Origin of the sequence: Shewanella carassii, from assembly GCF_019670705.1 — a bacterium.
Classification (GTDB): domain Bacteria; phylum Pseudomonadota; class Gammaproteobacteria; order Enterobacterales; family Shewanellaceae; genus Shewanella; species Shewanella carassii.
Genome location: NZ_AP024618.1, coordinates 477188 through 499202 on the forward strand (window position 1 = coordinate 477188; position 22015 = coordinate 499202).

The following is a 22015-nucleotide window of genomic DNA, read 5'->3' on the forward strand; positions in this document are numbered from 1 at the left end:
GGTAACCCCAATGAAACCAGGTATCCATCCTGAATACGCAGAAATCACTGCAACTTGTACTTGTGGCAACGTCATCAAAGTAAACTCTACTGCAGGCAAAGCTCTGCACTTGGACGTTTGCGGTGCATGTCACCCTTTCTACACTGGTACTCAGAAAGTTGTTGATACCGGTGGTCGTATCGACAAGTTCAACAAGCGTTTCGGTATGCTGGGCAAGAAGTAATTGCCACTGCAACCAATCGAAAAGGCGTCCCATGGACGCCTTTTTTGTTGCTCTTTTTGGGGCAAGAGTATCGCTCTTACGAGCGCCTTTGGATAACCTTATCGGAAATGGAAATCAGCTAAATATCTTATGGATAGTATTTGAATGAGGGCATAGCTAGTTCACTTTGAACCAGTGAAATCCCCAGGCTTTATGACTCATAAAGCCCCAGTCAATACATGTTGTTGAGGCTTATCATGTTTTTCGGTTTGAACTTCTGCATATTATTCGACTGACAGCCTCTGGCATCTTCTCTGCCTAATGGGCAGGGTGATAAGTCGCTGAAAATATCGATATTAACGCATAGTTTATTGTTAACCCTTTTAAGTAAGTCTTGTTTTTTTAATTGGCCAAACATCAGATCCAGCTTTATGGTACTGATATGCAATATGTCGGCTATTTCTTCCCGAGTTAACTTGAGATCTATGGTTAACCAGCGATTATTAAATGGGGATTGAAGAACAACTAATATATCAAACAAGAACTTAATAAGCTTATCTTCCGGTGATGATGTTAACAGAAATATGGCTAATCCAGTTTGTCTTTCTGTATAGTAGGCCGCGTCATACATAAACTGCATGAAGAGCTCTACATCCTCATTAACCAATTTCTTTATTACTTTCTTGTCTATGGTTATGATCTTGCTGTCTCTGGCGGCTAGAATGCTTTTACAGCATGTGCAACCGTCATCCAATAACAGGTGATAGTCAGTCAGCCGGCCAGGGAAAATGACATTTAAAAATTTGGGGCGAGTAAAGTCGTTGGTTCTTTTGGAGTAAAATATTAGCCCGCTTTCAAGGTAGACAAAGTTATTGAGAAGTATATTTTTGTTTAATGGCGAGCCTTTCTTTAACTTTCTTACGATACCGTTGGCGTAAAAGAAGTTAGCGATACTTTCATTGACTCCTCCGGGAAAAAATAGAGTCGATTTCTTTTTTTCATCTGCGCCAAGTGATATAACATTCAACATTACTTATGCCCTAAAATAATGATTGATTGAATAGTAACAAACCTCTTGAGTGACAAATGTGTTATTGATCCGCAAAATAAGGATTGAGCTGTGTCGGGTACATCTGAGTTATCAGTTTTTTCTTATGTTGTGAGCGCTAATCTCTATTGATAATGACAGGCGACTCATCCACCAATCTCTGTAGATAGAGAAAATATTCACTGGCTAATAACGCCATGCTTCGATAATAGTTTGTTTGGGCATGTGCGATGGCCAATTCCAGACACTGCTGTACCCAAGGTTGCACATGACGATCGAGTAAAGTGTGAAGGATTGCCATGGTGTCATGTTGCTTATCTTCGTTGAGCTGAGCCAACAAGTAGGCAATAACGGCAAAGATCAGTCCGAGATGATCAACGGGTTCGTTCCGCTCAAAATGGATCTGTAGGCCATGTTGTTGATAAAACCTCATCAACTCCAGCGTCGAGGCTTCATTCAATAAAGCGGATGCCGATTGATAGACTGAGCCCCAAGGTGGCGCAACCGGAGTTCCCGGGCCGTTGAATAACTGGCCATAGTCCAACTGAAGCGCAATCAGTTGCTTGTTGCTGCCATCCCAGTGTTTGAGATAGTGTTCCAATTCGGTCAAGGCCAGGGATTCGCGCTTACTTTGGGTTAACCTGGGCCACTGGGTGGCGATATCGTTTAGTCGAAAGTGTTCGACCAGCTCAGCCGTTGGCAGATCCAGCAACACCTTATGAAATACGTTGGCAATACTCTGTAAACTTAAGAGTGTATCGGTTGATATAGTCATAATCATCCACAAAAAGGAGAGCAGCCAAGGCTGCTCTCTTGGAGGGTTACACTTCTCTAATATTCAAAATGTGCCCATTGCTGCGAGCATTGCGGGGCGCTTTGACTATCAGGTTGGGAGAGGTGATAGATTGCGAGGGCAGCGGAGCAAAGTGACCATCGCCATCACCATATTTGGCTCTCAGGTTATCCATGGTATCGAAATCCAGTGCCCTGAGCGGGCAGGCATCAACACATATGGGTTTCTGTCCTTGCTGCAATCTGTCCTGGCAACCATCACACTTGGTCATAATCTTACGTTGCGCATCCAATTGCGGCGCATCATAAGGGCAGGCTCTGGCACAGCTTTCGCAGCCAATGCACAGGGACTCATCGACTAACACCAGACCATTATCTTTCTGTTTATGCATGGCGCCGGTTGGACAAGCCTTAACACAGACGGGTTCGCTACAATGGTTACAGCCTATGGAGGCATAGTGAGCGAATACATCCTGTTCATAGCTGCCATCGCTATTTTGGCTCCAATTGCCGCCGCCGTATTCATAGACACGTCGCCAAATCACCCCGGGTAAGGCGGCTACCCCCAGTTCTCTGACATTGTCCTTGGCACGCAACAGGCCAACCATGCGGTCTTTACAGGCAATATGACAAGTCTTGCAACCAGTACATTTGCTGCTGTCAAAATAGAATCCATATTGAGTTTGCTGAGTCATTTTTTCGATCCTCTATTATCTTTTCTTGATAACAGCAACACGGTTGGTGTGTTGAGGGTTACCCTTGGTAATGGGAGATGGGTGATATTTGGTAATGGTGTTGATACAACCCCCCAGATCGACAGTATGTCCGGAAGGTCCGGTGTTCTTGGCCGGATCCGGCTTGTACCAAGCGCCTTGTCCCAGTGAACACACACCGGGTATCACTCGGGGAGTCACTTTCACCGGCACTTCAATAGTGCCGCGTTCGTTGTAGGCCCACACTATGTCACCATCGGCAATACCTTGTGCCGCGGCGTCAGTTGGGTTCATCCACAGGGCATCTTCCACGGCCTCACGCAGCCAAGGCACATTGTGGTAACTGGAGTGGGTGCGTCCCTTGGTGTGGTAGCCACACAGCTGTAAGGTAAAGCCTTTGTCAATTGCTTCCTGATCCTGGTAGCCATCCCAAGTCACTACATATTTAGGTAGCGCGGTGATTTGATCTCCAGGGCGTAGTGTCCAGGTGGCTGCCTTGCGCGCCAGTGAGATGGAATAGAGTTCGATCTTGCCTGAGATGGTAGGTCTGGCATTGGCAACCGGGTCGGTGATATAAGCCTGCATCGCAATGGTCGATGTTGGCATGTATTTACGGAATACCCCGGCTTTTTGCGCCTCGGCATAGGTCTCAGGCCATTTAATGTCAGGATGCATCGCCTTGGTTTGTTCATACAAATGTTCACACCACTGTTCGCCTGTACGCCCCTCTGTATAGGCGGCTTCTTTGCCCATCGCCTTGGCAATACCGCTACAGATGTCGTACATGGACTGAGCCTGGCCCAAAGGCTTCAGGGCGCTGCTCATAAAGGTGGCATAGGCCATCTGTCCCGAAGCGTAACTGTCGTTGGCAAAGTCATTGGATTCCAGCCAAGTGCTGTCCGGCAACAGATAGTCGGCAAACTTGGCCGATGGCGTCATCCAGCAGTCACAGACCACGATTAGCTCGCACAGACTCTCGTCTTTCAAAATGGCGGCGGTGCCGTTGCTGTCGGAATGTTGGTTAATCAAGGCATTACCGGCGCAGTTGATAATCGCCTTAATATTGGTTTTGAGTTTAGTGGTGTTGTGATCCACCAGTTCGTTAGTGCTACCGGCGACACGAACGCCATCTGTGCTGCCGGTAAACTCCTGGCCGCGAACTATGGCTTCTGACCAAGTAAACACAGGAATGGTGACATCAACCGGGTTAGTGCCGGTAGGCATGCCGGGAATGGCAAAGCTGTAGCTGGTAGGCATGGCGCCGTTATTCACCCCTTCGCGGCCCAGTTTGCCGGTCATGATTGCCAGAGTGTATACCGCACGGGTGGCCTGATCGCCATTGGCATGACGGCTGATGCCCGCGCCGGCACTAATATAGGGGGCGTTGGCATTCATGAGATCTGTGGCCAAGGCTTTGATTTTGTGTTCGGGGACGCCACATACTTCTGCGGCCCATTTGGCATCATGGGCACCATCGGCGGCAAACTTACCGACACCCATGATGTAGTCGTGGTAGTTTTCAGTTGGATCTATGTACTGGGCATGAGAGGCAATAAAGGGATCATTGTTGAGGGCGACCGCAGCCTTGGCATTTTCCAGAGACTGTTGATCGAATCCCACCACATACTTATCCAGGAAACCCTTCACTTCGCGAGTAACAAATCCAGAAGCGATCATTTCATGAATGATGGCTTCAACAAGCGCCGCATCTGTGCCTGGTCGTATGGGTAACCAGTGTGTTTCATTGCCGCGCATTGAGTCTGTGTAACGAGGTTCGACCATCCAGACTTTGATGCCTTTGGTGTTGGCCGCCAGAGACTGGATAAAATCATAGCCTTCACCACTACCGCTCATGCGAATTTCATTGGGATTGAAGCCAAAACCGACAAACAGATCCGAGTTGGCAATCTGATCCAGCGAAGTGCCGCCAATACTGTCCCACTGGTCGCCATAGGTCGCGATACAGGCCGCATATGCCCCGGCCCAAGAGTAATCCCAGTGATGGTTCAGGAAGCCGCCATTGAGGTTGAGTAGCCGTCCCCAAGTAGCGGTGTTGGCTGCAAACCCGTAGTAAGCACCGGTTCCATAATGCATATAAATGGACTCGGGACCCTTACTTTGATCTTGGGCGATCTGTTGCAGTTTTGCCCCAATCTCGGCATAGGCTTCATCCCAGCTGATAGGCACAAACTTGCCCTCGCCACGCTCGCCCACGCGCTTCATCGGCTGGCGTAACCTGTCGGTTGCATAGGTGCGCTGACGCAGTGAACGACCACGGGGACAACAGCGAATTTGATGGTTTACCCCATACTCATCTGTGGTTTCATGGTCGGATTCAATGCGGGTGATGACACCATCACGGCTGAACACTTTTACCGGGCAGTTGGAGCCGCAGTTTACTAGGCAAGCCGACCAATTCAGCTGTTCTTCCACCACCGGAGGCTTGGGAGGCACTGCATTAGCATCCTTAGAGCTGGAGTTACAACCGGATACTGTAGCTGCAGCACCGAGAGCTGCACTCATTTTCAAAAAGCTTCTGCGTTCCATTGTTTTTATCCTCACGATTTAAGCCTTGCTCAAGGCAACAGGTAGCTGAAGGACAACATCAGCTGATGGGCGTTGTAGTTATGATTCAATACGCCCAGAGTGGTCAGGCCGGTGACGGCATCGATACCGACATCACTGCCATCCGTATCGAAGTAGCGCTCGTACCGGTACGACACCTTCAATGCCATGGCATCGTTCAGGTGATAGCGGCCATACAGCTCGACGCTGTGATTGAAGCTGTAATAGTCGTCATACTGCGCCGCACCGATACAGGTTTCCCCTTCCGAGTCGGCAAATTGATAGTCGGCACCCAGGGTCAGGCGGTCATCCAGCAGGCCGCTGTAAGCCACCCCGGCGCCCAGGTTGATGAAGCTGTCATCGATGTCGCCATACCAGGTCGCGCTCTGATCGCCACTCTGTTTGGAGGCGATCCACTGTTGACCGGCAAAGCCGTAAACACTCAGTTGTTTGCTCAACTGCAGCGTCAGGTTCAGGTCGTAACCGTAATCGCGGGACTCGGTCAGGCCGATAACCGTTTCATGGTAATCATCAAAGGCATAGTGGCTGGTCAGATCCAGTGTCATCCAGCTCAGCGGGGTGTACTGCAACCCAAGCTCCATTGCGGTCCGGCGTCGATCGGCCAGGTGATACTTGCGCAGCAGGCTCTGGGTTTCACTGGAAGTCAGCTCGGCCGCCTCATAGCGGCTGCCATCCCGCTCACCCAGGCTGGCTTTCAGATCAAGCTTCAGTGGCGTGAACAGTTGCATGCCCAGCTTGGCCCACAGGTTATGGTCGCGAGTGTCTTCCCGCTCGCCATAGCTGCGCTCAAGCTGTTTAAAGTCGTAACCGGCCTGGAGTCGGTAACCCGGTGCCAGACGGTAGCTGGCATTGAGTTTCAGTGCCTGACGCTCCATATCCAGCAGCGGGTTTTGCCGGATGGCACCACTGACGGGGTTGAATTCGAGCTGCACAAAATCTGCCACGCTGGAGTCGTTGTCGCGCTTGCGGTAATCCAGTTGACCGCCCAGACGCAAACGGCTATTGACCAGGGTGCTGACAGCCAGATTGGCGTCCAGGGTATCGACCTGACCATCCCAGTTTTGCAGCGGGTTGCCGCTCATCTGGATCAGGCCTTCATCCTGGATCATCCGTCCGGCAATGGCCCGGCCGCTGATAACCGTGTTGCTCAGCCGGTACTGACCATTCAAGGTCAGTTGATGGGCCTGGTTATCCGGAGTGGCACTGTAGATGTCACTGGCATAAGGCAAGCTCAGGTTGTTGATATCATTGCTGTACTGGCTACCTTGATAGCCCAGTTCAGTAAACCAGTTATCGCCACTGAGCTGTAACCCGGCCTGCAACTTGTCGTTGCTCTCATCCACCGGCAAGGCGAAGTTGACCGGCCTTGGGCTCATCAGGCTGGCGCTGCGGTGGCCCTGCTTTTCCTCTCTGTCATAGCGCACATAGCTACTCAGATCGCCGAATTGAGCCAATTGGCCGAAGTCATAACGAAAGCCAATTCCCGCCTGTTGCCGCTCCAGTTGCAGATCCAGGTAACGTAGGGTGTCATCGGGTTGCAACATCCCCTGGTTATGCCAAAGTCCGGTGCCGACGTTGCCGTTCTCATAGCGGGTCAGACTGCGATAGTCCAGCGTCATCTGGTACTGACCGGGGCGGCCGGTCTTGAGGCTGACAAAGCCGTTATCCTGACCCAGGTGATGGGCTTGCAGCTGGCTGCGATAGCCGTTGTTAGTGCGATAACCGAGGGCGGCATCGACACTGGCGACCATGCCGTCATGGTCATCGCCGAAGGCGTTGCCGCTGTGAATATCGTCACTGTCGTTGTATCCGGCATTGACAGTCACTTCACCGGCGAGCCCGGGAGTCAGTTGGCACTGCCGACACTGAAAACCGGCGGTATTGACCTTATCTGTGTTGGCGCGGCCGACACTGAAGTCGGCAGCCATCGCTGAGCCAGAGAGCCCCAGCAGAGCCATAGTCAATAGATTCAAAGGAAATCTCATCTTCAACACTCCTGCTTAACGGGACAGCACGCTGCTTTACCGGATGATTGGAACCATGAATTTGGCTGTGGCAGTTCAAACAGCTCTTGCCGGAGCCAAAGGCGTTGATACCGCTTTGGGATACAGCTCTGGCGGCATGACCATCGTCGGCGTGACACTGCTGACACAACTGTGGCACCCGGGCTTTCAGCAGGGACTCATTCACACTGCCGTGGGCGTTATGGCAGTTGGCGCAGTTTTCCACCACGGGAGCATGCTCCCACAGCACGGGGCCACGCTTATCGGCATGACATTCATAGCAAGTGGTGTTGATACTGCTCTGCTTGAGTGCACTCTCGGTCAGGGGAGCCGTGCGGGTTGTGGCAATCGATACAGGTCATGCGATCCCACTTGAGCGGGTGGGATGAACGCTTGCTCATATCGGCCTTGGCACGGGTATGGCAGCTGGTGCAGGCCTCGTTGATCCGCAAAGGATTGAGCATGGGGTCTTCGGCAGCATGCACCTGATGGCAATCGGCACAGGCTACCTGCTCCAGGTTATGCAAGCTGTTGTGCCAAGCCATCTGCTTGGGATCATTGTGGCAGCCCAGGCAGACGCTGTTCTGACTATCGGCAGAGAGTTTGGACTCGGGGCCGAAGCTAATCATCGGCTCTTTGCCGCCACGGTTATGTTTGCCCATGGGGCCATGGCAGGCTTCACACTGCAACCCGGCCATGGGGGAGCGGCTGTTGTCCAGGACACCATGCACGCCCTGAAACAGAGCCATCACTTTGGGATCTTTTTTGTGACACATCAGGCAGGAGTCTGCCCCTTTAGGGGAATACTTACCTTCACTGAATTTCTGTGTGAGCACTTGCTCCAGCTCGGCTTCACCCAGGTCATCCCAAGGCGCGGCATTTACTGATGGCAACAACAATAATAATGGCACCATGAGTGCGAGTTTTTTATACACGAAAATCATATACATGCTCCCCGTTTTATTATGTGAAATTCCATTAAAAGCCACTAAGAATGAGCTGGTTGATATTTGTTCTTCACATTTACTAATGTTTTGTTTTGCATTTTTTGTTATCAATACATTAATCCAAAAGGTGTGTTGATACTTTTATACGCATATAAAGGACTCATAGGTTTGGGTGATAATGGTCACGTTTATCGTTTAATTAATTTCAGTTCGAGGAATGCTTGGTGGCTAAGGGGATATAACGTAATAGTTTTTCTGTTTATATGTGTATGGCTTTCATTTTCGTAATTTTATAGGTGCAATTGAGATGTTTTTAATGCGGCAATCTCCCTGTTTTAGGTGAGCCAGTGCTGTTGGGTTTTGGTTCTTTTTTCTTGAGTCTGTTTGCTATCTTTATGTTTGAAATGGCTTTTTAATCCTTGACTTGGCTGGGGTGTGTTGAATTATCTGTTTGTTTTTTCAGTGTGATTTACCAATTCTTTTCATATTTTTAATCTATGTTTCTACTCAATATGTATGCGAAATTTCCGCTGTGCCGCCTTGTTTAAGGAGTTCTGTCTTTATATTTTTAATTATCTACGAATCGATTTGTTTTTCATTCTCATTTAACCGAGTGCTTATTTAGACTTTTCTTTTTTATTCAAAGTTTGATGTTGATCATATATCGTCCTTGTAGCTATTGAATTAAATTTTTAGTGATCTATATCTTGTTTGTTCCGTGGTTTTTTTATATTTGTCCCAATTTCGGTTGCTGAAAGTGCAGTATTTAATGATTTGAAATTCGGATGAATTAAAATTACCGAAGGGAAAGTTATTTCCTTTGGTTTTGTTAAATAAATAAATAATAAAGGCCGGAGAATGATGAAAAGTATCAAAAAAGGCTGGAATTTTGGCCTATATATGCTGAGTACCATGTTACTCGCTTCGACAACCCTGGCTCAGGCCGCGCCTTGGGATGACCTGGGTGAAGCCGAGCTGGAGCAAGTGCTCACACAGAAATTCAGTGAAGGTAAGTATTCCCCTAAAGGGGCAGACTCCTGCCTGATGTGTCACAAAAAGATCCCAAAGTGATGGCTCTGTTTCAGGGCGTGCATGGTGTCCTGGACAACAGCCGCTCCCCCCCATGGCCGGGTTGCAGTGTGAAGCCTGCCATGGCCCCATGGGCAAACATAACCGTGGCGGCAAAGAGCCGATGATTAGCTTCGGCCCCGAGTCCAAACTCTCTGCCGATAGTCAGAACAGCGTCTGCCTGGGCTGCCACAATGATCCCAAGCAGATGGCTTGGCACAACAGCTTGCATAACCTGGAGCAGGTAGCCTGTGCCGATTGCCATCAGGTGCATGCTGCCGAAGACCCCATGCTCAATCCTTTGCGGATCAACGAGGCCTGCACCAGCTGCCATACCCGTGCCAAGGCCGATATGAGCAAGCGTTCATCCCACCCGCTCAAGTGGGATCGCATGACCTGTATCGATTGCCACAACCCGCACGGCTCCCTGACCGAGAGTGCACTCAAGCAGAGCAGTATCAACACCACTTGCTATGAATGTCATGCCGACAAGCGTGGCCCCGTGTTGTGGGAGCATGCTCCCGTGGTGGAAAACTGCGCCAACTGCCATAACGCCCACGGCAGTGTGAATGAGTCCCTGCTGAAAGCCCGGGTACCCCAGTTGTGTCAGCAGTGTCACGCCGATGATGGTCATGCCTCAAGAGCTGTATCCCAAAGCGGTATCAACGCCTTTGGCTCCGGCAAGAGCTGTTTGAACTGCCACAGCCAAATTCATGGTTCCAATCATCCGGTAAGCAGCGTGCTGTCCCGTTAAGCAGGAGTGTTGAAGATGAGATTTCCTTTGAATCTATTGACTATGGCTCTGCTGGGGCTCTCTGGCTCAGCGATGGCCGCCGACTTCAGTGTCGGCCGCGCCAACACAGATAAGGTCAATACCGCCGGTTTTCAGTGTCGGCAGTGCCAACTGACTCCCGGGCTCGCCGGTGAAGTGACTGTCAATGCCGGATACAACGACAGTGACGATATTCACAGCGGCAACGCCTTCGGCGATGACCATGACGGCATGGTCGCCAGTGTCGATGCCGCCCTCGGTTATCGCACTAACAACGGCTATCGCAGCCAGCTGCAAGCCCATCACCTGGGTCAGGATAACGGCTTTGTCAGCCTCAAGACCGGCCGCCCCGGTCAGTACCAGATGACGCTGGACTATCGCAGTCTGACCCGTTATGAGAACGGCAACGTCGGCACCGGACTTTGGCATAACCAGGGGATGTTGCAACCCGATGACACCCTACGTTACCTGGATCTGCAACTGGAGCGGCAACAGGCGGGAATTGGCTTTCGTTATGACTTCGGCCAATTGGCTCAATTCGGCGATCTGAGTAGCTATGTGCGCTATGACAGAGAGGAAAAGCAGGGCCACCGCAGCGCCAGTCTGATGAGCCCAAGGCCGGTCAACTTCGCCTTGCCGGTGGATGAGAGCAACGACAAGTTGCAGGCCGGGTTACAGCTCAGTGGCGATAACTGGTTTACTGAACTGGGCTATCAAGGTAGCCAGTACAGCAATGATATCAACAACCTGAGCTTGCCTTATGCCAGTGACATCTACAGTGCCACTCCGGATAACCAGGCCCATCAACTGACCTTGAATGGTCAGTACCGGCTGAGCAACACGGTTATCAGCGGCCGGGCCATTGCCGGACGGATGATCCAGGATGAAGGCCTGATCCAGATGAGCGGCAACCCGCTGCAAAATTGGGATGGTCAGGTCGATACCCTGGACGCCAATCTGGCTGTCAGCACCCTGGTCAATAGCCGTTTGCGTCTGGGCGGTCAACTGGATTACCGCAAGCGCGACAACGACTCCAGCGTGGCAGATTTTGTGCAGCTCGAATTCAACCCCGTCAGTGGTGCCATCCGGCAAAACCCGCTGCTGGATATGGAGCGTCAGGCACTGAAACTCAATGCCAGCTACCGTCTGGCACCGGGTTACCGACTCCAGGCCGGTTACGACTTTAAACAGCTTGAGCGTAGCTATGGCGAGCGGGAAGACACTCGCGACCATAACCTGTGGGCCAAGCTGGGCATGCAACTGTTCACGCCACTGAAGCTTGATCTGAAAGCCAGCCTGGGTGAGCGGGATGGCAGCCGCTATGAGGCGGCCGAGCTGACCTCCAGTGAAACCCAGAGCCTGCTGCGCAAGTATCACCTGGCCGATCGGCGCCGGACCGCAATGGAGCTTGGGTTGCAGTACACCCCGCTGAGCTGGATGACGCTGGATCTGAACAGCCACTATGCCTTTGATGATTACCATGAAACGGTTATCGGCCTGACCGAGTCCCGCGATTACGGTTACGACCTGAACCTGACGCTGCAGTTGAGCAAACAACTGAGTGTTTACGGCTTTGCCGGTCAACAGTGGATCGCCTCCAAACAGAGTGGCGATCAGAGCGCGACCTGGTATGGCGACATCGATGACAGCTTCATCAACCTGGGCGCCGGGGTGGCTTACAGCGGCCTGCTGGATGACCGCCTGACCCTGGGTGCCGACTATCAATTTGCCGACTCGGAAGGGGAAACCTGTATCGGTGCGGCGCAGTATGACGACTATTACAGCTTCAACCACAGCGTCGAGCTGTATGGCCGCTATCACCTGAACGATGCCATGGCATTGAAGGTGTCGTACCGGTACGAGCGCTACTTCGATACGGATGGCAGTGATGTCGGTATCGATGCCGTCACCGGCCTGACCACTCTGGGCGTATTGAATCATAACTACAACGCCCATCAGCTGATGTTGTCCTTCAGCTACCTGTTGCCTTGAGCAAGGCTTAAATCGTGAGGATAAAAACAATGGAACGCAGAAGCTTTTTTGAAAATGAGTGCAGCTTTGGGCTGTGCCGCAACAGTCTCAGGCTGTAATTCCAGCTCTGATGACGCCAACGTTGTCCCGCCCAAGCCACCTGTCAGTGATGAACAAATTAACTGGTCATCCTGTTTGGTGAACTGCGGCTCTAACTGCCCGATTAAGGTATTCAGCCGTGATGGGATTATTACCCGGGTGGAAACCGATCATGAGGTGGAAGATGTTTACGGCCTCCACCAAATCCGCGCCTGTGCCCGTGGTCGTTCATTGCGTCAACGTACTTACGCCCCGGATCGTCTGAAAACACCGATGAAGCGCGTGGGCGAGCGTGGCGAGGGCAAGTTTGTGCCTATCAGCTGGGATGAGGCCACTCAAACTATCGCCGAGAACCTGCAACGGGTGATCAACCAATATGGCAACAAGGCGGTATTCCGTAGCTATGGCTCTGGCGCCTATTATGGTTTTGCCTCCAACGCCTGTTTTAACCGCCTGTTTAACCTGGTCGGTGGTTGCCTGAATGCCTATGGCAACTATTCCTGGGCGCAACAGATGGAAGCGGCCAAGCATACTTTTGGTACCGGCAGCACTTCCGGTTCATCGACTGTGACCATGGAGCACAGTGACTTTTTCCTGGGCTTTGGTTACAACCCCAGTGAAATGCGTCAATCCGGTTCGGGTGAAGGGTACGACTACCTGCAGGCCTTGATGAAGAACAATGGTCTTAAGGTCGTGATGATTGACCCTCGCTATACCGACTCTATGTTGGGTAAAGAGTCAATGTGGTTGCCGATCCGCCCCGGAACCGATGCGGCGTTTGCCGAGGCCGTTGCTTTCGAGATGATCCACTCAGGTTGGGTTGATGCCAACTCATTGGACTTTATCAATAAGCATGCCGTGGGTTATGACGCCGCTTCTATCGAGCAACAAAAGGCCGCGTTTTTGGCCAGCGGTGATGCCAAGAAGCAAGAATACGCAGCCTGCATGGACAGCAGCGACAACTACCATGACTACATCTTGGGGGTTGGTAAGTTTGCCGCTCAAGGCGCTCGTACTCCAGAGTGGGCCGAGAAGATTACCGGCATCAGTGCCGCCCACATCCGCCAGGTTGCCGAAGATCTGATGAATGCCAAGGCTCCTTATATTGTTGTGGGTGCCGGGGTCAACAGACAGGCCAATGGTGAGCAAAATATGCGTGCCTTGTATATGTTGTCGGTACTGACCGGCAAGCTGGGTACGCCAGGCGCCTCTAACGGTGAACTGCCTTACATGAGCAGCATGTCACGTGCCGGTATCCCAACCGGTTCCAACCCAGTTAAGGAAGCCATCTCTTTCTTTACCTGGACCGAAGCGATTGAAAACGGTAAGAACTTCACCGCGCGTACTCATGGTATCCGGGGAACTGCGGATCTTGATGAAAAGCTTGGCAGTAACATTCATTTTGTTTTCAGCGCCTCAGACAGTTCTTTGCTGAACCAGCACGCTGAAATCAACAACACCGCACGTATTTTACGTGATGCTGAAGACTTGTTTATCGTTTCCTGCGATTGCTGGATGACTCCAGGGGCCAAGTTTGCCGATATCATACTGCCCGATACCAGCTGGCTGGAGTCCAACGATCTGGTGAATGATTCCTATGCTTCAGGTTCGCTGGGGTATTTGACCGCTATGTCTGCCGCGGTGAAACCTATGTGGGATTGCAAGTCCATGTATGAAGCCGCTGCCATGATCGCTGAAAAAATGGGTGTTGGTCAGCTGTTCACCGAAGGTAAAACCGAAGCCGACTGGTTGGAAGAGTTGTATCAGAAGACCAAGAGCGCCAGTGCGAACCTCGGCGTCAGCCCAGCTTTCCCTGCCAGCTATAAAGAAGCCCAGAAGATCGGGGTGTTCCGCAAGAACATGGGAGACAAGCATGTTGCCCTCGACAGCTTTGTCAATGGTGGCGAAGCGCTATCTACACCTTCAGGCAAGATAGAGATCTATTCTGCTGAGCTGGCTTGGCGTGCCAAGAACTGGGAGCAGGATAAGGTTAAAGGTGACACCATTACAGCCATTCCTCAGTACACAGTGACTTGGGATGGTTATGAGGATCAGGACGCCATAGATGCCGGCTTCCCACTGCAGCTCGCCGGGTATCACACTAAGGGGCGCACTCACTCCAGTTACCACAATGTGCCTTGGCTGCGTGAGGCAGTGGAGGACGCTGTGTGGATCAACCCCATCGACGCCGACGCCTATCAGTTGGCTGCCGGTGATGTGGTCGAGATGTACAACGAGCGCGGTTCTATCGAGGTTCCTGTAAAAGTGACTCCAAGAGTCGCTCCAGGTGTGGTTGCACTGGGCCAAGGGGCCTGGTACCTGGCCGATGCCAATGGTCGTACCGGCCAACTTGGTAAGGTGATCGATGTCGGTGGGGCCATCAATACTCTGACTCGCTATATCCCTAGCCCTGTGGCCAAGGGGAATCCGCAGCATACCAATCGTGTTCAGCTCATCAAGAAAGCATAAGGGAGCACTTGCAAATGACTCAATCTATTCAATACGGCTTCTATGTCGATACTACCAAGTGCACTGGTTGCAAGGCCTGCCACGTTTCCTGTAAAGATCGTCAGGGCGATTTGCTGCGAGCCAATAACCAGCCTTTGACCAATGGTGTCCCTAGTCTGAAAGGGGTGACCTGGCGCCGGGTTTATGAATATGGTGGCGGTAACTGGTCTGTGGATCCGAATACCGATACCTACACTCAGGATATATTTGCCTACTATATGTCCATTGGTTGTAACCATTGCAGTGAACCTGTCTGCGTCAAAGCCTGCCCAACCGGCGCCATGCACAAGCGTCGTGAAGATGGTCTGGTCCATGTCGAAGAGTCCCTGTGTATTGGTTGCGAAAGCTGTGCCAGAGCCTGCCCTTACGATGCGCCTCAGATAGATAGAGAGCGTAAAGTAATGACCAAATGCGATGGTTGCTATGAGCGTTTGGCTGAAGGTAAAAAACCTGTGTGTGTGGAATCCTGCCCAATGCGAGCGCTGGACTTCGATACCATGGACAACTTGCGCGCCAAGTATGGGGATGGGGATGGTCATATCGCCCCATTGCCAAGTGCATCAATCACGGCCCCCAACCTGATCATCAAGGCGAATCGCCATGGTCAGCCTGCGGGCAGTGGTGCCGGCAAGGTGCTCAACCCCAACGAGGTGTAATCGTGCAACAGGCGCCTCCGGGCGCCTGTTTACTTCAGCTCAGGAAAAAAGATGACTAATCCATTATCAAAGATAGATTTCGCTGAATATCAGGGGATTGCACGTTTATTGCATCATCTTCTCTATCAGTATCCACAAGCGCAACTGATTACCGAACTGAAGGAGAATCAGGTGGCCGAAACTTGGCCTGAGTTTGCGGGCCGCGATGGTAACCGAGTCGGTAGGGAAGCCTTGGTTCACTATCTGCAAAATTGGGATGACACTCAATTTCTGGAGTTACAACTCGATTATGGACAACTGTTTTTCGGTCCCGGTGAACCTAAGGCAATACCTTATGGCTCTGTGTATCTGGGTGAGGAACAACTGCTGAATGACAGAAGCACTCTGGCATTGATGGATTTTTATCAGGCTCATGATGTGAGTCTGGCGTTGACGGTTCGCGATCCTGTTGACCATATCGGTTTGTTCTTTAGCGTGTTGGATGCCAGTTTGGGGCGCTTGGCAGAAGAGCCAGACAATCAGGCGTTGAAACGTTTTATTCAAGTGTTGTTGCAACAGCATCTGTTGACCTGGTCAGGACGTTGCCTGGAATTGGCTGCGGAACATGCGCAAACGGAGTTTTACTTTGCCATCGCTTTGTTGGCACAAGATTTTTTGCAACAATTGACCAATGATTTTGAATTGGTACCTATGTCCGTCAGGTTGTTTCGTTAGCAGGAGATAAGAGTGAGCGTTATCCAGGCATTAGGAGCCCAGTGGCAAAAGGCTGAGTTTGCTGAACGTTTGGCTAAAGAGTTACTCAATCGTCAGCTTGTCAATGAATTGTCCGCAGGAGCGACCTCATTGACAACGCTGTGTAATCTGGTTGCTGCGCTGAGCTATAATCCCGATGATCCTCGTTTTACTCAAAGCCAGATAGATGATGGCGTATTGCTGTCGGTATTCTACGACTGTTTCAGGTTGCTATTCATCAAGGAAGCGCAGCAGCAGCCGGTGAGTCAGGCAGAGCAACAGATATTGCACCTGGCATCGAAATTGGCTGCCGAGTTGTCTGCTGACAACCTGGATGAATCGCTGCAACAACAGCGCCAACAACTGTTGGATATCAGCCGTCAACTCGAACAGCTATACACTCAGCGGCGCAGACTCAGCCGAAATATGGGAGCCGGTTAATCCAGTACAAACAGGGTTTGCTGTAACCCTACCGCTTCACCGTTTTCGGCCAGTATGGCTTTAACCGTACCACTCTGTTCTGCCTTGACCGGATTGAGCGCCTTCATCGCCTGCACATAACCCAGCACAGTGCCTGGCTCGACTTCTGTGCCCAGTTCCACCAGTGGCTGGCCATTGTCGCCGGCGCTGCGTAAGAAAGTGCCAGCGACAGGCGCCAGCACCTGCACGTTGTCGCTGTTCATGCTGAAGCTGGTCTGAGGTTGCTGCGGGCCAAAACGGCGGATACGCACGGCCTCCTGACCTTCGGTTATTTCCAGCTCATTGATGCCGGATTCCTGCACCAATTCGATCAGTTTTTTGATTTTGCGGATGTCCATCGTCATTCTCAGCACTAAAGGGTGACAGGACCTTCCTCTGCTCAGCCTTGTTTGAGTGCCGCTATGGCGGCTTCTAGGGCAAACTCATAACCCTTTGGCCCCAGTCCCACTATCACGCCCTTGGCCTTATCGGAAAAGAAAGAGTGATGGCGGAAGGGCTCTCTGGCATGCACATTGGAAAGGTGCACTTCGATGAAAGGAATGGCGACCCCCAGCAGAGCATCTCTGAGTGCCACACTGGTATGGGTGAAGGCGGCCGGGTTGATAATCACAAATCCAGCATCTGTGTTGTGGATAGCTTCTATGAGTTGGTATTCGGCATTGGACTGGATATGCTCCAGCTCCACTCCGGCGGCGGCAGCCTTGTCCTGCAATCCCTGCACCAGTTGCTCCAGCGTCTGGTGGCCGTAATGTTCCGGCTCTCTGCGGCCAAGCAGGTTGAGATTGGGGCCGTTCACCAAGAGTATTTTTGCCTGACTGCTCATATTGTTTTCCTTGCCTTGAGGGAGAGTTCGCACTTGAATTTGTGCCCCCCTGATTTCAGCAAAAGCTGTCGAATTTGTCGACCAATAGCCGCACAATCGCTGCACATTCCTTTCAGTTGTCAGCAATTATTGTCTATTACTGTAGCGAGACTGGTCTTATCAGAAGCGGATCTTATTCTGCCGCAGCGATTTGACTTCACCGCGTTGTTTCTTGCTGTCGACCCGGCGCCTTTGGCTGGCGCGGGTGGCCTTGGTGGGAATTCGTTTCCTGGCGACTTCACCGACCGAGGCGACCAGCTCGATAAACTGCTGTAGCGCGGTTTGGCGGTTGGCGTCCTGGCTGCGGCTTTGTTGGCACTTTATAATGATCTTGCCACTTTGAGTGATGCGGTGATCGGCCTTGGTCAGCAGCCTTTCCTTATAGAAGTCCGGCAGCGACGAGGCCTTGATGTCGAAGATAAGCTGGGCCGCGGTAGAGACCTTATTCAAGTGCTGGCCTCCGGCACCACTGGAACGGATAAATTGCCATTCGATTTCATTTTCTGAAACTTGAACACGGTTTGAGATCTTTATCATGGCAAAATAACGGTTATCTGGGGCGGTCGCTATATTACCATTCCCAGCTTGGCTTTACTCGCTCAGCGAGACGGAAAGTCGGCAGTCGAAGTGCTGGAGCGGCCGACATGGCGCCGACACGGCACTCGATGTTAGGCAGACGTGGTGTCTCGGAAGGCTAAACTTACTATCAGTAAAGGTATTACCCATATCAACATCGGTCGTACGCTAGGCCTGTGTTGATGCTTCAATGGAGTTGTGCTTATGTTGTGTCAAATTCCGGATATTGCCAAAGGCGTGATCAGCTTATTCGCCAGCGGCCGTATTACCGCCGAGGATTACCGCACCTACCTGCGTCCCGCGATCAACAGCTACCGTCAGGAGTGGGGGCAAGTCTGTCTCTACATAGAGGCCGATGTGTTGTTGGAAGGCTGGGAAATGGCTTCACTCTCGGGAGCCGGTGAAGTGCAGCTGCCGCCCTTCGATGCCTTGGTATTTGTCGGTGGCCCGGATTGGGTCGGTAATGCGGTGCGCCTGCTGGGGCCCTTTGTCAGCGCCGAACTGGCCTGGTATCCGTTGGAGCATAAAGACGAGGCTATTCGCTGGATTGCCAAACGTTCGCTGCGCTAATCATCTCCTATGGGGTCAAAAGGGCAATTCTGTTATTCTTGGGCGGTTGTCGATTCACATATAAGGAAATTTCGATGTCATTATCCAAAGTTTTTGCGGTTTCTCTGGCGTTGGTTTTTGCCGCTGGATTGAGCGCCTGTGCTCCCGAAGTAGGTAGCGACGCCTGGTGTAAGCAGATGGATGAAAAGCCCAAGGGTGATTGGACTGCCAATGAAGCTGCCGATTACGCCAAGCATTGCGTGTTTAAATAACTGAACTTTATTTCGGTCTGTTGGTCTATTTGGGCACAGACCGTTTTTGTACCCTGAGTGGGAATTATCCTTGGCTGTATTTGTCCGTAAACTGACTCATATGCTTATTGCCCTGGTGGTGCTGCAATTTTGCGCCGCCAATATAGGCGCGCATCAGTTGCATCTGGGCAATCATACCGAGGAAGAGAATAATCACCCTCATCTCAAGTTTGTCACCGAAGTCACTGTTATCAGCCAATGTGTCGATTGTACCTGTGAGGCAGAGACTTCATCAGGGATGGATATTTCCCGAGTGGCTCACAGTCATGTGCATACAGAATCCCAGGAGTTTGATCTCTGCCTCGATTGTCAGTGCCATGGCGGGCACCTGTCTTTGCCTGTGACTCTGGCACAGAGCCCGACTCCCTTGATCCCCCCCCGGCCTCAGAGTCTTGAGCCGGCTTTACAGCTCTATTTTCCGTTTCCGGATTACCGTCCCCCAATAGCCTAACTGACTGATTTCAGTGTTTGTGGTGTCCAGGCGCAGTTTGCCTGTGTGCCATGGCGCCTGTCTTGTGCTGTCTATAGTCAGAGCCTTTAACCGCTTTTATCCCGACTATTTGACTCATCTCATGCGTCATGGCCAGCATCGCTGCAGCACTCTGATCAGTATTCGATTCAACAAGCAAAGCATTAACCATTGACTTTAGATTTAACTCTAAGGTTTATCCTTTGGCCACACGATTTCATTGCGGCCATATAGGTCTTTCCCAAGGAAAGTTTATGTTGAAATTTATAGTCTCCATGAGTCTATTGGGGCTGGGAGCGTTAGCCTCACAACCGGCTTTTGCCGCTGAGAAGCCGGAGATCTCCTATCTCGTTGGTGGCACCGAGTCTGAAGTGTCATTGGCCTGGCTCGAGCAGCTGATGCAGCGAATGAGAACCTTACCCGAGTTTCAGGCTCAGGAAGCGAGGATCCGCGAGGCCCAGTATCTGGCAAAGGGCGCCGATCGCGCCATCTACAACCCAGAGCTGGGCTTGAGTTATCAAAATGCCCCGGAAGATGACACCTACAGCCTGTCTCTCAGCCAAACCATTGACTGGGGCGATAAGCGCGCCGCGGCCAGTGCTCTGGCACTCACACAGTTGATGTTGCTGGAGAGTGATATCGCTATTGAACGTTCCCGCTTGTATGCCGAGGTGTTGCAGGCCCTGGTCGATCAGAGTCTGGCACAGAAGAAACTGATGTTTGTGCGGGCGCAGCAAAACTATGGTGAGCAGCAGTTGCAGATCGCCAGGCAAAGGGCCGAGGTTGGTGATCTGTCCCAAGCGGAATTGAATCTGATGGAGTTGGAACAAGCCAGTGCCATCAGTGAATTGGCGCTGGCCCAGAAGGCGCTGCTGGATGCCGATACCCGTATTTTGGCGCGTTTTGGCCGGGCAGAGCTGCCCTTTGGCAGCTTCGCCGATCGGCTAGAGTTGCCCGCAACCGAGGCGCCTGTGCCGGCTCTGGTCAGTGCCGGGTTGCAACTTGAATTGGCGCGGCTGCAAGTCAATCAAGCTAAGGCCCAGGCGGCGGCCGACCCCAATTTAAGCCTCAATGCCGAGAGAGAAGGCTCCGACAACAAGCTGGGAATTGGCATATCTGTGCCGCTGCAGTTGCGCAACGACTACAGCGAGTCGATAAAGGCGGCCATGGAGGCGGTCACCGCCGCCAGTGCCCAGTACCAAAGCGTTGAGATGGCGCTTAAACAACAAGAATTGCAGTTCAACTACAGCTTACCCAGATTGAAGCAGAGCTGGCTCGATTGGCAACAGCAGGCCTTGGTGGCCGGTCGCCAGGCGGCCGAACTCTTGGGGCAACGCTGGCGCAGCGGCGATCTTAGCACCAGCGACTATTTGACCAGTCGGCGGCAGTTAGCCAGCAGTTTTCAGGCCGGTCTTGAACTGGAGGCCGCCCTCTACCAAAGCTGGCTCGAGTGGATGGGCGCTTCGGGGCAACTGCCCGGCGCACTGCCGAAAATAGCCGTATCCCAGGAGAATGCCCAATGACAGCCCCATACACACTAAGGTACAGAACAATGAATAAGACTCTACAATACCCAAGGCTGCAGGCCGCCTTACTGGCGCTGATGTTGGGGCTGTCCAGCCCTTTGACTGTCGCCGCCGAAGAGGGACATGAAGATGAACATCAGGCGCTGCAGCTCTCAAGCGAGCAGCGCCAATTGGCTGGAGTAGAAACCCAAGAGGTCAGCGTTGGTGGCTTTAGCCTCAATGCTTTCGCCAATGCCACCTTGCTGGTAGATCGCGAGCGTACTGTGGTGCTGACGCCGCAACTGGAAGTGCGGGTGTTGGAACGACATGTGGTGCCGGGGCAAGAGGTAAAGGCGGGCGACCCCTTGTTGACCTTGGGTGGTGCCGCCGTGGCCCAGGCTCAGGCAGACTATATCAATGCCGCCGCCGAGTGGAGCCGGGTCAGTCGCATGAGCGAGAGTGCCGTCAGTGCCAGTCGCAGGCTGCAGACACAGGTTGATGTCAGTCTAAAACGCGCCATTCTCAAGTCGCTGCAGATGACAGATCAACAGATAAAGGCGCTGGAAAGTCGCCCCCAGGAGATAGGCCAGTATCAGCTGTTGGCGCCCATAGATGGTCGGGTGCAGCAGGATGAGGTGCGCCTAGGGCAGTTGCTCGGCGCCGGTAGCCAACTGTTGCAGCTGACCGATGAGCGCTCGCTGTGGGTGGCCGCCGAGCTGACCCCAGCGCAGGCCGAAGGCCTGAGCGAAGGCAGTGAGACTCTGGTGCGAATTGGCGATCGCAGTGTCAGTGCCAGCGTGATAGGGCGCTCCCATGAGTTGTCCAGCGTGACCCGCACCGAGCGGGTGCTGGCGCGGCTGGATAACACTCAGGTGCGTTGGCATGCGGGCCAGTTTGCCGAACTGTTTTTGCCCGATCCCCGCGGTGAAGGTGTGATGCTGCCGGATGCGGCATTGAGCCGCAGTCGTGATGGCGACTGGCAGGTGTTTATCGAAGATGATGATGGTTTCGAGGCCAAAGAGGTGCAACTGCTGGCCAGTGAGCGCGGCATGAATCTGGTATCCGGCATAGAGCCCGGAACTCGGGTTGTTACCGCCGGCGCCTTCTTCCTGGCATCCGAGCTGGCCAAGTCCGGCTTCGACATCCACAACCATTGAGGAAAGCAC

The 22015-nt window shown here is 52.2% G+C and carries 18 protein-coding genes and 3 pseudogenes; 12 read left to right on the forward strand and 9 right to left on the reverse strand.

Features of this window, described 5'->3' with window-relative positions:
• Positions 1-10: 10 nt before the first annotated feature.
• Complete coding sequence (rpmE, locus tag K5621_RS02185) at positions 11-223, forward strand: 50S ribosomal protein L31 (protein WP_025009259.1); 213 nt, start codon at positions 11-13, stop codon at positions 221-223.
• A gap of 211 nt (positions 224-434) precedes the next feature.
• Here rpmE and K5621_RS02190 read toward each other — a convergent pair whose 3' ends face one another.
• The 6 genes and pseudogenes from K5621_RS02190 to K5621_RS02215 all read right to left on the reverse strand — a co-directional run.
• The gene (locus tag K5621_RS02190) at positions 435-1232 is read right to left on the reverse strand and encodes a Crp/Fnr family transcriptional regulator (protein ID WP_100142993.1); all 798 of its coding nucleotides are present in this window, start codon (positions 1230-1232) and stop codon (positions 435-437) included.
• Between the two features lie 136 nt (positions 1233-1368).
• The gene (locus tag K5621_RS02195) at positions 1369-2025 is read right to left on the reverse strand and encodes a TorD/DmsD family molecular chaperone (protein ID WP_157929047.1); all 657 of its coding nucleotides are present in this window, start codon (positions 2023-2025) and stop codon (positions 1369-1371) included.
• 46 nt (positions 2026-2071) lie between these two features.
• Positions 2072-2737: a DMSO/selenate family reductase complex B subunit gene (locus tag K5621_RS02200; RefSeq protein ID WP_221050306.1), complete on the reverse strand. Its 666-nt coding sequence runs from the start codon at positions 2735-2737 to the stop codon at positions 2072-2074.
• Between the two features lie 15 nt (positions 2738-2752).
• Positions 2753-5302: a DMSO/selenate family reductase complex A subunit gene (locus tag K5621_RS02205; protein WP_221050307.1), complete on the reverse strand. Its 2550-nt coding sequence runs from the start codon at positions 5300-5302 to the stop codon at positions 2753-2755.
• A 29-nt stretch (positions 5303-5331) separates the two neighbouring features.
• Positions 5332-7326: an MtrB/PioB family decaheme-associated outer membrane protein gene (locus K5621_RS02210; protein ID WP_221050308.1), complete on the reverse strand. Its 1995-nt coding sequence runs from the start codon at positions 7324-7326 to the stop codon at positions 5332-5334.
• 40 nt (positions 7327-7366) lie between these two features.
• Positions 7367-8258: pseudogene (locus K5621_RS02215) on the reverse strand (DmsE family decaheme c-type cytochrome); the annotation flags it as partial.
• Between the two features lie 933 nt (positions 8259-9191).
• Between K5621_RS02215 and K5621_RS02220 the strand changes: the two are divergent.
• From K5621_RS02220 to K5621_RS02245, 6 genes and pseudogenes are all read left to right on the forward strand, one after another.
• Positions 9192-10113: pseudogene (locus tag K5621_RS02220) on the forward strand (DmsE family decaheme c-type cytochrome).
• A 15-nt stretch (positions 10114-10128) separates the two neighbouring features.
• Positions 10129-12123, forward strand: a complete 1995-nt coding sequence (locus K5621_RS02225) for an MtrB/PioB family decaheme-associated outer membrane protein (protein WP_221050309.1) — start codon at positions 10129-10131, stop codon at positions 12121-12123.
• Between the two features lie 29 nt (positions 12124-12152).
• Positions 12153-14670: pseudogene (locus K5621_RS02230) on the forward strand (DMSO/selenate family reductase complex A subunit).
• Positions 14671-14684: 14 nt separating this feature from the next.
• Complete coding sequence (locus K5621_RS02235; RefSeq protein WP_100143000.1) at positions 14685-15365, forward strand: DMSO/selenate family reductase complex B subunit; 681 nt, start codon at positions 14685-14687, stop codon at positions 15363-15365.
• A 51-nt stretch (positions 15366-15416) separates the two neighbouring features.
• Positions 15417-16079 (forward strand): TorD/DmsD family molecular chaperone, encoded by a 663-nt coding sequence (locus tag K5621_RS02240; RefSeq protein WP_100143001.1) that lies wholly within the window; start codon positions 15417-15419, stop codon positions 16077-16079.
• 12 nt (positions 16080-16091) lie between these two features.
• The gene (locus K5621_RS02245) at positions 16092-16538 is read left to right on the forward strand and encodes a hypothetical protein (protein ID WP_221050311.1); all 447 of its coding nucleotides are present in this window, start codon (positions 16092-16094) and stop codon (positions 16536-16538) included.
• On the opposite strand, the gene K5621_RS02250 is transcribed toward K5621_RS02245, so the two are convergent.
• The 3 genes from K5621_RS02250 to arfB form a co-directional block, all read right to left on the reverse strand.
• The gene (locus K5621_RS02250; RefSeq protein ID WP_100143003.1) at positions 16535-16915 is read right to left on the reverse strand and encodes an acetyl-CoA carboxylase biotin carboxyl carrier protein; all 381 of its coding nucleotides are present in this window, start codon (positions 16913-16915) and stop codon (positions 16535-16537) included. The genes K5621_RS02245 and K5621_RS02250 overlap by 4 nt on opposite strands.
• 41 nt (positions 16916-16956) lie before the next feature.
• Complete coding sequence (aroQ, locus tag K5621_RS02255) at positions 16957-17400, reverse strand: type II 3-dehydroquinate dehydratase (protein ID WP_100143004.1); 444 nt, start codon at positions 17398-17400, stop codon at positions 16957-16959.
• A gap of 159 nt (positions 17401-17559) precedes the next feature.
• Positions 17560-17976 (reverse strand): alternative ribosome rescue aminoacyl-tRNA hydrolase ArfB, encoded by a 417-nt coding sequence (gene arfB / locus K5621_RS02260; RefSeq protein WP_100143005.1) that lies wholly within the window; start codon positions 17974-17976, stop codon positions 17560-17562.
• A gap of 243 nt (positions 17977-18219) precedes the next feature.
• On the opposite strand from arfB, the gene K5621_RS02265 reads away from it, so the two are divergent.
• The 5 genes from K5621_RS02265 to K5621_RS02285 all read left to right on the forward strand — a co-directional run bounded on the left by K5621_RS02265 (position 18220) and on the right by K5621_RS02285 (position 22006).
• On the forward strand, positions 18220-18585 hold the full coding sequence (locus K5621_RS02265) for a SpoIIAA family protein (protein ID WP_100143006.1): 366 nt from the start codon (positions 18220-18222) through the stop codon (positions 18583-18585).
• A gap of 74 nt (positions 18586-18659) precedes the next feature.
• Positions 18660-18836 (forward strand): DUF3012 domain-containing protein, encoded by a 177-nt coding sequence (locus tag K5621_RS02270; protein WP_100143007.1) that lies wholly within the window; start codon positions 18660-18662, stop codon positions 18834-18836.
• A gap of 100 nt (positions 18837-18936) precedes the next feature.
• The gene (locus K5621_RS02275; protein WP_425332462.1) at positions 18937-19326 is read left to right on the forward strand and encodes a hypothetical protein; all 390 of its coding nucleotides are present in this window, start codon (positions 18937-18939) and stop codon (positions 19324-19326) included.
• Positions 19327-19598: 272 nt separating this feature from the next.
• The gene (locus K5621_RS02280) at positions 19599-20867 is read left to right on the forward strand and encodes a TolC family protein (protein ID WP_100143010.1); all 1269 of its coding nucleotides are present in this window, start codon (positions 19599-19601) and stop codon (positions 20865-20867) included.
• 80 nt (positions 20868-20947) lie between these two features.
• The gene (locus K5621_RS02285) at positions 20948-22006 is read left to right on the forward strand and encodes an efflux RND transporter periplasmic adaptor subunit (protein WP_245003163.1); all 1059 of its coding nucleotides are present in this window, start codon (positions 20948-20950) and stop codon (positions 22004-22006) included.
• Positions 22007-22015 lie beyond the last annotated feature (9 nt).